This is a genomic window from Bacteroides sp. A1C1 (genome assembly GCF_004328515.1).
Taxonomy (GTDB): Bacteria; Bacteroidota; Bacteroidia; order Bacteroidales; family Bacteroidaceae; genus Bacteroides; species Bacteroides uniformis.
Genome location: NZ_CP036491.1, coordinates 190,167 through 202,768, shown reverse-complemented (window position 1 = coordinate 202,768; position 12,602 = coordinate 190,167). Strand labels below are relative to the sequence as shown.

Genomic DNA, 12,602 nt, shown 5'->3' with positions numbered 1-12,602 from the left:
CTATGAATAATCTTCATTTTATAAAATGGGTATTTAGTAATAGAAATTATACTGATATAATATATCGTTTAATTTCCTTATTTCTAGGATATCCATTATTGTTACTTTCATACTTAATTCCAAGAAGTAAGAGAAAATGGGTTTTGGGATATAAAGTGGGTTTTACGGACAATGTGAAATATTTATATAGATATTTATATAAATATGAGAAAACAGTAATTCCTATTTGGATATCTTCTAATAAATCGGAAATATTGTTATTAAGAGAAAAAGGTATTAATGCATATTATAGATGGAGTTTATATGGGCTATATCATTGTTTGACATCCTACTATTATATTTTTTCTTCTCATTTATCAGATATTAATTATTGGACTTCGGGAGGATGCTTTGCTGTAAATCTATGGCACGGTGTTGGAATAAAAAAAATTGAGTTTGCAACAACTGTTGGCATTGATTCTAAGATATATGTAAAAAATATATTTAATCGTATTTTATTTCCTTATTTATTTCGTAAGCCTGATTTATTCCTTTCTACTTCAGTGTTTATGTCAATGCATTTTTCTAAATGCTTTCAAATAGATATACGTAAATGTCTTAATTTGGGATATCCTAGATGTGAGTTATTCTTTTTAAATGCAAATTTAATAAAGAAATATGTAGAAGAATATGAACCGCAAGGAGTTAATAGGCTGATAAAGGATATACAAGAATTTTCCCATACTATTATTTATATGCCAACTTTCAGAGATGACCAATCTGATTTTATGTTAGCCTCAGGTATTAATTTGGATTTATTGAATGATTTTTTGGAGAAACGTGATGAACTTTTTTTATTTAAGTTACATCCTGCCACTGTAGTATCTAATGTTTCAAGTATATTTTCTAACATTCGTTTCTTAGATAAGGATGTAGATGTTTATCCAATATTACCATTTACGGATTTACTAATAACAGACTATTCTTCTATTTTTTACGATTATTTGTTATTGGATAAAGGTATTGTTTTATTCCCTTTTGATTATGAAAAATATATTTGTCAATGTAGGGATTTGGCTTTTGATTTTGATGATTATACTCCAGGTGTTCGAGCCTATAGTTTTGATTCATTAATGGAAATATTATCTGATTGGAATTATGGTAATAGTTTGACTACTGAACAAAACAGAATAAAAAAAATATTTTGGGGAGATATTCCGATGCAAAATTCATGTAAGGTATTAACTCGTTATATTATAAATAATGGTAGCAGTAATAATGTCGATTTATAAAAATGATAAATTGATATATGTAGCACAATGTGTTGACAGTTTGCTAAAACAAACATTTAAGGATTTTCATGTTTATGTTCAATATGATGGAGTTGTTGAAAGTGGTATAGAACACTTCTTCATGGAGTTAAATGATAGTCGGTTTCATGTTTATGGTAGAGATGAAAATTATGGGTTGGCATATTCATTGAATGAGTTGTTAACTATTGTACTATCTAAAGGGTATGATTACGTTCTCCGTATGGATGCTGATGATATTTGTCTTTCAAATAGATTTGAAAAACAAATAATCTATATGAACAATCATAAAAATATAGATATATGTGGAGGACATATTGAAGAAATGGATGAAAACAAAAAATCTATAGGGGTTATAAGATATCCTCTATCACATGATGAAATGAAATGTTTCTTTGGGAAAAGAAACCCATTGGCACATATGAGTGTTATTTTTAGAAAATCTTATTTTCATAAAGCAGGTTTATATCCCGTTGATACGGATAAAGATGAAGATACAATATTTTGGCTAAATGGTTTTTTATCAGGATGTAAGTTTGCCAATATAGATGAAGTGTTGGTACGGGTACGTGTAAATAAGGATTTTTATTTAAGAAGAAATGGTTTATCAAAAAGTCTATCTGATTTGAAAAATAGATGTCTTGTTATTAGAAAACTGAACTTATCATATGTGAATTATATATTTGCTTGTGCTCGTTTTGTTATATTTATTATTCCTATCCCTCATGTAACTCAATTTGCTTATAAGTTTTTAAGATAATTTTACAAGATTGAATGTTTATCAAATCTCTCTTTGACCGTGGTGCATCACTCTTCGGTTTAATCTTTTTATTCCCGGTTTTAATTATAATCAGCATTTTGATTCGTATCAAGATGCCCGGAGGTCCTGTCATATTTAAACAGAAAAGAGTTGGACAATATGGGCGGTTGTTTACGATGTATAAGTTCCGTTCAATGACTGTCGCCCATTCTGGAAGTTCCATTTCTGTAAAAGGAGAGAGTCGTATCACTCCGTTAGGAGCAGTACTCCGGAAATATAAATTGGATGAATTGCCGGAGTTATGGAATGTGTTGATTGGTGACATGAGTTTCGTTGGCCCTCGTCCCGATGTTCCCGGTTATGCTGATAGGCTTGAGGGGGAGCATCGGAGAATACTTCTCTTAAAACCCGGCATTACCGGCCCCGCAAGTTTAAAGTATCGGAACGAGGAAGAATTATTGGCAGAACAGAAGGAACCTCAAAAATATAATGATGAGTTTTTGTTTCCGGACAAAGTGCGGATAAATATTGAATATTTGGATAGTTGGTCTTTTTGGAATGACATCAAAATCATCATTTACACAGTGCTTGGGAAAGATTTATAAAATCCTTTCTTTCCTTTTTATTCCCCACTACGTGAGGAAATCGAATCATTAGAATAATCACATATATTTTATGGATAAGAGAATTTATCTTTGCCTCGCTCACATGAGCGGCAAGGAGATGGGCTTCATACAAGAAGCTTTCGATACGAACTGGGTGGTTCCACTCGGTCCGAACGTAAGCGGCTTTGAACAGGATTTGGAGGCTTTTGTAGGTGAGAATAAGCATGTGGTGGCTTTGTCTGCCGGTACGGCTGCTGTACACTTGGCTTTGGTGGCTTGTGGAGTGGGACAGGGTGATGAAGTGATGGTGCAGAGTTTTACGTTTTGCGCATCGAGCCATCCTATGACTTATCTGGGTGCTACTCCTGTGTTTGTGGACTCAGAAGGGGATACCTGGAATATGGATCCGCAGCTGCTGGAAGCGGCAATCAAAGACCGCATCGCTAAAACTGGTAAGAAACCAAAGGCTATTGTCCCGGTTTATCTATATGGTATGCCAGCCAAGTTGGATGAAATAATGGCTGTGGCGGAGAAGTATGGCATTCCGGTGATTGAGGATGCTGCGGAAGGTTTCGGCAGTAGGTACAAAGGACGGGTTTGTGGTACGTTTGGCAAATATGGTGTGCTGTCTTTCAATGGCAACAAGATGATAACCACCAGCGGTGGCGGTGCCTTGATTTGTCCGGATGCGGAGGCAAAGAAGGAGGTTATGTTCTATGCCACACAGGCACGTGAGGCTTATCCTTATTATCAGCATGAGAAGATAGGCTATAACTATCGCATGAGTAACATTTGTGCGGGTATCGGTCGCGGCCAGATGACGGTGGTGGATGAGCACATAGCACACCATAAGCATCTGTGCGGTCTGTATCGTGAGCTGTTGGCCGATGTGGAGGGAATCACGCTTCATGAGAATCCTTCCGGACGTTATGACAGCAACTATTGGCTGAACACGGTACTGCTTGACGGGAATCTGCATGTGAGAGGTGAGGAGGATGCCTACCGTGAGACAGTGAAAGGTGCCGTTGGTGGTGCTGCGGGTGTTACTCATGAGTCAGTGAATGCCCATACTTCTTGTGAGCCTAACCGTAATGTGGAGGCCATGCGTGTTTGTTTGGATAAAGCCGGTATCGAGAGCCGTCCCTTATGGAAGCCCATGCATCTCCAGCCGGTTTATGCGGCTAATCCTGCCTATGTGAATGGTGTCAGTGAGGGCTTGTTCAAGCGTGGTCTTTGCTTGCCGAGCGGTCCTTATGTGATGGATGAGGATGTGAGATACATAGTAGATGAAATGAAGAATTGTATATTGTAGAAATATTTTTTGTTGATTTATAGCACTTTATCACTTTTCTCAGAAAAACTACTCCCAAGCACCTTTTTTCTTTGGCTACATAGTTTTTAATCCTCACCTTTGCATCGTTGATCAACGAAACGTGTGAATAGGAAAACGAATTTAAATCTCTAAAGAAAAAAAAGTATGAGTGTAATTTTCAGGACGGTGGAGAGACCGTCGGACCCCAGGGTTGAAAACTCTCCCAAGAAGTATTATCCGCAGTTGGTAACATTGGGGCAAAGCGTGGATTTGGCGTTTATTGCACAGAAGATGCAGGACCGCTCTTCTCTGTCTATCGGTGACATCAAGAGTACGATGCAGAACTTTGTGGAAAAGCTGAAAGAGCAGTTGCTGGAAGGAAAGACGGTTAATATAGCCGGGCTGGGTGTTTTTATACTGGCAGCCAAATCGAAAGGTGAGGAAAAGGCTGATGACGTGACAGCCAAGAGTGTGGAGAGCGTCCGTATCTGTTTTCAGGCGAATAGGGAACTGAAGATATCGAAGGCTGCTACCCGCGCTGGAGAGAGGCTGGATTTGGTGAGTTTGGATGATTATCTTAAGGGGAAGACTTCTACAGATGGCGGCTCCGGTTCGGAAGGAGGAGGCTCGGATTCGGATGGAGACCAAGGTGAGAATCCACTGGGATAACAGTAGCTATGAATTATTAATCAGATAATGGATAATCTTTATGAAGAAAACGTGGAATGTGATTTTGAAACTTATTATTGCCGTAGCGAGTGCTGTGGCAGGTGTGATTGGTGGACAGACAATGATGTTTTAGTCCGATAGGATTTGATAAATAAAAAATGAGAAGAGCTGCTGGCAGGAAATCTGTCGGCAGCTCTTTTTTTAATCCTTGTATGCTTCTTCGTGTACCCCCGCTACAGCCCGTCCGCTGGGGTCGTTCTTTCCTTGGAAAGAGACGTCCCATGCCAGCGCTTCGGCGGTGGAGCATGCCACACTGGGCACGCTGGGAACGCTTCGGGCCGCGCTTTCACTGGGGAAATGCTCTTCGAAGATGGTGCGATAATAGTACTCTTCCTTGTTTTGCGGGGTATGTACTGGGAAGCGTTCGGCGGCATGTGCCATCTGTTCGTCGCTGACGGCAGCGGCAGTGACGGCTTTCAGCGTATCAATCCAACTGTAGCCCACACCGTCGGAGAACTGTTCTTTCTGCCGCCAGGCAACGTTCTGTGGGAGCATGTCGGCAAAGGCTTCGCGGACTACTTTCTTTTCTATCTCCTTGCCGGGGCACATCTTGACTGCCGGATTGATGCGCATGGCAACATCCAGGAATTCTTTGTCGAGGAAGGGGACACGTCCTTCCACTCCCCAGGCTGCAAGGCTTTTGTTGGCACGGAGGCAGTCGTACAGATGCAGTTTGGAGAGCTTGCGCACGGTTTCTTCGTGAAAGGCTTGCGGTGTGGGCGCCTTGTGGAAGTAAAGGTAACCGCCGAACACCTCGTCCGCACCTTCGCCGCTGAGTACCATCTTGATGCCCATGCTTTTGATGACACGTGCCAGCAGATACATGGGGGTGGAGGCGCGGACAGTGGTTATGTCGTAAGTCTCAATGAAATAGATGACGTCGCGGACAGCATCGAGGCCTTCCTGAACGGTATAGTTTATCTCGTGATGCACGGTACCGATATGACGGGCCACTTCGCGGGCTTTAATCAAGTCGGGAGCACCCTTCAAGCCGACGGCGAAGGAATGGAGCTGCGGCCACCAGGCATCTGCCTTGTTGTCTGTCTCGATGCGTTTGGCGGCATATTTCTTGGCGATGGCAGAGATGACGGAAGAATCGAGTCCGCCACTGAGCAGGACACCGTAGGGGACGTCGGACATCAACTGGCGCTGTACGGCGGCTTCAAGGGCGTCGTGCACAGCCGTGACTTGTGTGCTGTAGGCTGTCCGGCCTATCGAAGCCGGCGCGGCATTGCGTTCGGCGGCAGGAGTGTAGTTGTCCTTCACAGCGGCATAGTCCATCCAGTCGCGGGTGTACCAGCGGTGCATCTTGCCCTCGCGCCCACGGTAGTAGTGGCCGGGAAGGAAAGGCTCATACTCGTCGCAGAAACCCTCAAGGGCTTTCAGCTCACTGCCGAAGTAGATGTGTCCATCCTTGTCGCGTCCTATATAAAGGGGGATTACGCCGATGGGGTCGCGAGCGATGAGGTAATCGTCCGTTTCTTCATCATAGAGGGCGAAGGCGAAGATGCCGTTCAGCTCTTCGAGGAAGCGGATGCCTTTGTCTTTGTAAAGGGCAAGGATGACTTCGCAGTCGGAACCTGTCTGGAAGGCGTATTTTCCGGCATAGCGGGCACGGATGTCGCGATGGTTGTAAATCTCGCCATTGACGGCAAGCACCTGCTTGTGGTCGGGTGAATATAAGGGTTGTCCGCCGGATTCCGGGTCGACAATGGAGAGGCGTTCGTGGGCGAGGATGGCGGAGCCGCCTACGTAGATACCACTCCAGTCCGGTCCGCGATGACGGATTTTCTGCGCCATCCGTAGCGCTTTGTTTCTCAATTCAGGAGTTTGAGACTGTATGTTGAAGATTCCTGCTATTCCACACATGAGAATTAAAAATTAAAGGTTAAAAATTAAAGAAAGGGAAATCATTTCTTGTTTTCTTTTAGAGGTTCGAGGTAACGATCTATTTCTGTTGCCACTCGTCGTCCGTCGGCCAAGGCACGTACCACGAGGCTGGCGCCGTGGGCGGCATCGCCTGCCACGAATACGTTTTCTGCAAACTTCGGTTGCTCGGGCTTGAGGAAACCCATGGCAAGAAGCACCATATCGGCTTCGATGACCTCTTTCTTACCCGTAGATTTCATGGTAGGGCGGTTACCGTCTGTTGCCGGAAGCCACTCCACTTCTTCCACTTCCACACCGCATACCTTGCCATTCTTCCCGATGAACCGGGTAGAGGCGAGGGACCATCGACGGGTACAGCCTTCTTCGTGGCTGCTGGTGGTTTTCAGTACGACGGGCCATTGCGGCCAGGGAGTATCCGGGTTGTGTCCTATGGGCGGTTGGGGCATAATTTCAATCTGGGTTACGCTGACGGCTCCCTGGCGAATGCTGGTGCCTATACAGTCGGACCCGGTATCGCCGCCGCCGATGACGAGTACCCGTTTGCCGCGGGCGTTGACGAGCTGGTCTTTCGGGAAGGTATCTCCATCCAGAATATGGTTCTGCTGTGCCAGCATGTCGAGGGCAAAGTAGATGCCTTTCAGCTCCCTGCCCGGAATGGAGAGGTCGCGGGCGGTGGGCGTACCGGTACAAATGGCGTAGGCATCGAATCCGACGGGCAGTTTCTGCACATCGACATGGACTCCCATCTTGAACAAGATTCCTTCGGCCTTGAGGATTTTCATGCGGCGGTCGATGACGGCTTTGTCCAGTTTGAAGTTGGGGATGCCGTAACGCAACAGTCCTCCCGGCATCGGTTTGCTGTCGAATAGGGTAACTTCGTAACCTTTGGCGTTCAGCCGTACGGCAACGCTCAATCCGGCAGGGCCGGCGCCGATGACGGCTACTCTCTTTCCGTTGCGTTCGGGCTGGAGGGGGGTGATGTAGCCCTCGCGAAAAGCAGCCTCGGCAATGGCGGCTTCGTTCTCGCGGATAGTGACCGGTTCGTTGCACGAGAGTTTCAGTACGCACGACTTCTCGCAAAGGGCAGGGCAGATGCGTCCCGTAAATTCCGGAAAATCATTCGTACTGTTCAGTATTTGATAGGCTTCGCGCCATTTGCCCCGGTAGAGCGCGTCTTGGAATTCCGGGTCTTTATTGCCCAGCGGACATGCCCAGTGGCAGAAGGGTACGCCGCAGTCCATACAGCGCGAGGCCTGGAGCTTGCGGTCGTGGCTGTTCAGTGTCTGTTCCACTTGGCTGAAGTCTGTGATACGTTCGTGTATCGGACGGTAACCCGCCTCTTGGCGGGGGATATTGAGGAATGCTTTTGGATCTCCCATGATGAACAAATTAAAAAGTTAAAGAATTAAAGAATGAAAGGGGAATTTCCTCAGTCTTTCATTCTTTCATTATTAATTCGCGATTCAATAATCGCGTTGCATTTCTGCAATCTTCTGTTGCAATTTCTGCATCTGCTCCTCTTGCAGCACTTTTTTGTATTCGATAGGGACTACCTGGATGAACTGGTCGGCATAGCGTGGCCAGTCATCGAGCATGGTGCGTGCCAGTTTGGAACCGGTGTACAGGTAGTGCTGGCAGATGAGCTCGTGCAGTTCCTTGCGGTAGGAGGCCTCTTCGATGAGGCTCAGTTCCACCATTTCCATATTGCAGAAATAGTCGAAGTTGCCGTCCCGGTTCCATACGTAGGCCACACCGCCGGACATGCCTGCGGCAAAGTTGCGTCCCGTCTGTCCGAGTACTACCACGCGCCCGCCGGTCATATACTCGCAGCAGTGGTCGCCTACACCCTCCACTACGGCTGTGGCACCGGAGTTGCGGACGGCAAAGCGCTCGCCTGCACGGCCGTTGATGTAAACTTCACCGCTTGTGGCGCCGTAAAGCAGGGTGTTGCCTGCAATCGTGTTTTTCTCTGCCTCGAAGTTGCTCCGTACCGGAGGCAGGACAGCGATGCGTCCGCCACTCAGACCTTTGCCCAGATAATCGTTGGCCTCGCCTTCCAGCTTGAAGTTGACACCCGGGACAAGGAATGCCCCGAAACTCTGCCCGGCAGAGCCTTTGAACTTCACGTTCAGCGTATGTTCGGGCAGCCCTTTTTCTCCGTATTTTGCGGCAATGACACCAGAGAGCATGGCGCCGCAGGCACGGTCGGTATTGGCGATGGTGTACTCCAGCGAGATTTCTTTCTGGTTCTCTACGGCTTCGGCGGCGGCATGTAGCATCTCTACATCTTTCACATGGTCGATGCCATGCTGTTGGTCGGTGACGTGGCGGATGGCGGCTTCATTGTCTACGCGTGCCAGTAGTTTGTCGAAGCTTATCAACTGATGTTTCCTGATTCCGTCATCCGGCTTGCGGACGATAAGGTCTGTACGTCCAATGATGTCGTCCAGGCGTTCCACCCCGATTTCCGCCAGGTATTCGCGTACCTCTTGGGCCAGGAAAGTGAAGAAGTTCACCAGATACTCGCTGCGTCCGCGGAAGCGCTTGCGCAGTTCTTCGTTCTGTGTCGCCACCCCTACGGGGCAGGTGTTCTGGTGACATTTGCGCATCATTACGCAACCCAGTACAATCAGGGCACTGGTGGCGAAGCCGAATTCTTCGGCTCCGAGCATTGCCATCAGTATGATGTCGCGGCCTGTTTTGAGCTGTCCGTCCACTTGCAGCATCACTTGTCCGCGCAGGCCGTTCAGCACCAGTGTCTGTTGCGTTTCGCTCAAACCGAGTTCGGGCGAGATGCCGGCATAGCGGATGGATGATGCAGGAGAGGCTCCCGTACCGCCCTCTGCACCCGAGATGACTATCAAATCGGCCTTTGCCTTTGCCACACCGGCGGCAATGGTGCCCACACCGCTTTCTGCCACCAGCTTCACGCTGATTTTTGCCCGTGGGTTCACGTTCTTCAGGTCGAAGATGAGCTGTGCCAGGTCTTCGATGGAGTAAATGTCGTGGTGGGGCGGGGGGGAAATCAGCGAGATGCCCGGAATGGAGTGGCGTGTCTTGGCAATCACTTCATCCACTTTGAAGCCCGGCAGCTGTCCGCCTTCGCCCGGCTTGGCGCCTTGGGCAATCTTTATCTGTATTTCGTCCGCATTCACCAGATATTCTGCGGTGACACCGAAACGTCCTGAGGCCACCTGCTTGATGGCGCTGCGCAGACTGGTGCCGTCTTCGCGCGGTATGAAGCGTGCCCGGTCTTCGCCTCCTTCGCCCGTATTGCTCCGGCCATGCAGCTTGTTCATGGCAATAGCCATGGCTTCGTGGGCTTCGCGGCTGATGGAGCCGTAGGACATGGCGCCGGTGACAAAGCGCTGTACGATGTTCTCTACCGGTTCCACCCGGTCTATGCTGATAGGAGCGCGGCGGAAGTCGAGGAAATCGCGTAGGAAGATGGGAGATTCCTTGCTGTCTACCATGGCAGTGAACTCCTTGAATTTCTTATAGCTTCCCAGGCGTGTGGCAAGTTGCAGTGTGCTGATGGTTTCCGGGTTCCAGGCGTGCTTCTCACCATCCTTGCGGAAGGCATACAGTCCGCGGTTCGGCAATAGCTCCGCTTCCCCCTTCTTTTTAAGAACCTCCATCCCTTCCTTGTGGAAGGCGATGGCGTCGCGTGCCACTTCATCCAGGCGTATGCCTCCGATGCGTGAACTCAGTCCGCCAAAGTAGGCATTGCTCAACTCCTCGCTCAGTCCTACGGCCTCGAAAATTTTCGCGCCCCGGTAAGAACGGATGGTGCTGATGCCCATCTTGCTCATAATCTTGAACAAGCCTTTGCAGACGGACTTGATATATTTCTTTTCGGCAGTGGCGTAGTCGAGCTGTATTTCCTTTTCGTTCACCAGTTTGTCGATGACGGCAAAAGCCATATACGGATTCAGTGCGCTGGCTCCGAAACCCAGCAGCAGTGCGGCGTGCATCACTTCGCGGATTTCGCCGCTTTCTACAATCAGTGCCGTCTGCACCCGTTTGCCCACGGAGATAAGATGGTGGTGTACCGCCGACACGGCAAGCAGTGACGGAATGGCGGCATGGGCGGCGTCTACGTCGCGGTCGGAAAGCACGATGTAGTTCACTCCTTCGTTGACGGATTCTTCCGCCTGCTTGCAGAGGGTTGCCAATGCTTCCTGCAATCCCTGGCACCCTTTTGCCACTTCGAAGAGCAGGGGCAGTTTCACGGTCTTGAAGCCTTTGTACCGGATGTTGCAGAGAATATCCAGCTGGGCGTTGTTCAGGATGGGATGGTTCAACCTCACCATCTTGCAATGGTTTTCGCTGGGTGTCAGTATGTTCATGCCTACGGCTCCGATGTATTCGGTCAGCGACATTACCAGTTCTTCGCGTATCGGGTCGATAGGAGGGTTGGTGACTTGGGCAAACTGCTGGCGGAAATAGTTGTACAGTAGTTGCGGCTTGTCCGAGAGTACTGCCAGCGGGGTGTCATTGCCCATGGAGTTGATGGGTTCGGCACCGGTGGTACACATCGGGACAATCAGCCGTTCCACGTCTTCTTTGGAGTAGCCGAAGATGCGCAGCATGCTGTCGTAGTTCTCCACGCTATGGGAGACTTTGCGACCGCTTTTCAGTTCGTCCAGCTCGATGCGGTTGCCGGCCAGCCAAGTGCGGTATGGTTTGGCTTCGGCAAGTTGTTTCTTCAGTTCGCCGTCATAATATATTTCGCCTTTCTCGGTGTCTATAAGCAGTATCTTGCCCGGTTGCAGGCGTCCTTTTTCCTTGATGTCTCCCGGCTCGAAATCCATCACGCCGACTTCGCTGGCCACTACCATCATGCCGCCCTGCGTAATCAGGTAGCGTGCAGGGCGCAGTCCGTTTCTGTCGAGCATGCCGCCTGCATAGCGCCCGTCGCTGAAAAGCAGTGCCGCCGGTCCGTCCCACGGCTCCATCAAGATGGAGTGGTATTCATAGAAAGCTTTCAAATCTTCGCTGATGGGATTCTTTTCGTTGAAAGATTCCGGCACAAGCATGGCCATGGCATGGGGCAGGCTCAGGCCTGACATGAGGAGAAACTCGAGTACATTGTCCAGCGAGGCACTGTCGCTCATGCCCGGTTGCACGATGGGGCGTATCTCCCGGATGTCTCCCAAGGCGGGAGAGGAGAGTACACTCTCACGGGCTTCCATCCAGCCGCGGTTGCCGCGGATGGTATTGATTTCGCCGTTGTGTGCCAGCAGGCGGAAAGGCTGTGCCAGTCCCCAGGTGGGGAAAGTGTTGGTGCTGAAACGGGAGTGCACCAATGCCAGTCCGCTGGTGAAGTAGCTGTTGGTGAGGTCGGGGAAGTAGTTGCGCAACTGCAAGGAAGAGAGCATGCCCTTGTAGACGATGTTCTTCGTAGAGAGCGAGACGATGTAGAAATCCTCGCGGGTGGGGATGTTCGACTTGCGTATTCTGTTCTCTATCCTTTTCCTTATTATATAGAGTTTGCGGTCGGCAGTTTCGCTTTCCGTAAATCCGGTGATGAAAATTTGCTTGATGTCCGGTTCGTTGGCAAGAGCCGCTTCTCCCAATATTTCGGGGCAAGTGGGCACGTTGCGCAGATGCATCAGGGTCAATCCCTCCTTTTCAATCTCTTCGATAATGACGCTCAAGATGACAGCCTGGTCTTTTCCGTCTTTGGGAAGGAAAAGCAGGCCGGTGCCGTATTTCCCTTTCTCGGGAACGGGAATGCCCTGCAACAGAATGAATTCGTGCGGTATCTGCAGCATGATGCCGGCACCGTCTCCGGTTTTGTTGTCCGCCCCTTCCGCTCCACGGTGGCGCATGTTTTCCAGTACCTTCAATGCCGATTCTACCAGTTCATGTGATTTTCCTCCCTGGATATTGACCAGCATGCCTACTCCGCAGGCATCGTGCTCATGGGATGCCTCATACAAGCCCAACTGTTTGGGCTGTCGCTGGTAATCCTCTGCTTTTGTTTTGTTGTTAAAAAGTTCTTGTTTCATGAT

The 12,602-nt window shown here is 48.6% G+C and carries 9 protein-coding genes; 6 read left to right on the top strand and 3 right to left on the bottom strand.

Going from position 1 to position 12,602, the window contains the following annotated elements; all coding sequences use genetic code 11:
- Positions 1 to 2: 2 nt before the first annotated feature.
- The 6 genes from EYA81_RS00835 to EYA81_RS19095 all read left to right on the top strand — a co-directional run bounded on the left by EYA81_RS00835 (position 3) and on the right by EYA81_RS19095 (position 4,768).
- On the top strand, positions 3 to 1,271 hold the full coding sequence (locus EYA81_RS00835) for a CDP-glycerol glycerophosphotransferase family protein (protein ID WP_005827594.1): 1,269 nt from the start codon (positions 3 to 5) through the stop codon (positions 1,269 to 1,271).
- Positions 1,243 to 2,049: a glycosyltransferase gene (locus EYA81_RS00830; protein WP_081027380.1), complete on the top strand. Its 807-nt coding sequence runs from the start codon at positions 1,243 to 1,245 to the stop codon at positions 2,047 to 2,049. The genes EYA81_RS00835 and EYA81_RS00830 overlap by 29 nt, the downstream gene beginning before the upstream one ends.
- A 14-nt stretch (positions 2,050 to 2,063) precedes the next feature.
- Positions 2,064 to 2,654: a sugar transferase gene (locus EYA81_RS00825; protein ID WP_005827596.1), complete on the top strand. Its 591-nt coding sequence runs from the start codon at positions 2,064 to 2,066 to the stop codon at positions 2,652 to 2,654.
- Positions 2,655 to 2,724: 70 nt separating this feature from the next.
- The gene (locus tag EYA81_RS00820; RefSeq protein WP_005827597.1) at positions 2,725 to 3,966 is read left to right on the top strand and encodes a DegT/DnrJ/EryC1/StrS aminotransferase family protein; all 1,242 of its coding nucleotides are present in this window, start codon (positions 2,725 to 2,727) and stop codon (positions 3,964 to 3,966) included.
- Between the two features lie 165 nt (positions 3,967 to 4,131).
- Entirely contained in the window at positions 4,132 to 4,635 is a 504-nt protein-coding gene (locus EYA81_RS00815) for an HU family DNA-binding protein (RefSeq protein ID WP_005827604.1), read from the top strand.
- A 40-nt stretch (positions 4,636 to 4,675) separates the two neighbouring features.
- Positions 4,676 to 4,768, top strand: coding sequence for a smalltalk protein (locus EYA81_RS19095; protein ID WP_005837261.1), 93 nt, complete (start codon positions 4,676 to 4,678; stop codon positions 4,766 to 4,768).
- 68 nt (positions 4,769 to 4,836) lie between these two features.
- On the opposite strand, the gene asnB is transcribed toward EYA81_RS19095, so the two are convergent.
- From asnB to gltB, 3 genes are all read right to left on the bottom strand, one after another.
- Positions 4,837 to 6,564: an asparagine synthase B gene (gene asnB / locus EYA81_RS00810; RefSeq protein WP_117959159.1), complete on the bottom strand. Its 1,728-nt coding sequence runs from the start codon at positions 6,562 to 6,564 to the stop codon at positions 4,837 to 4,839.
- Positions 6,565 to 6,605: 41 nt separating this feature from the next.
- Positions 6,606 to 7,964 carry a glutamate synthase subunit beta gene (locus EYA81_RS00805; RefSeq protein ID WP_057097913.1) on the bottom strand — a complete coding sequence of 453 codons (1,359 nt, stop codon included), beginning with the start codon at positions 7,962 to 7,964 and terminating at the stop codon, positions 6,606 to 6,608.
- 84 nt (positions 7,965 to 8,048) lie between these two features.
- Positions 8,049 to 12,602, bottom strand: a complete 4,554-nt coding sequence (gltB, locus tag EYA81_RS00800) for a glutamate synthase large subunit (protein WP_370293460.1) — start codon at positions 12,600 to 12,602, stop codon at positions 8,049 to 8,051.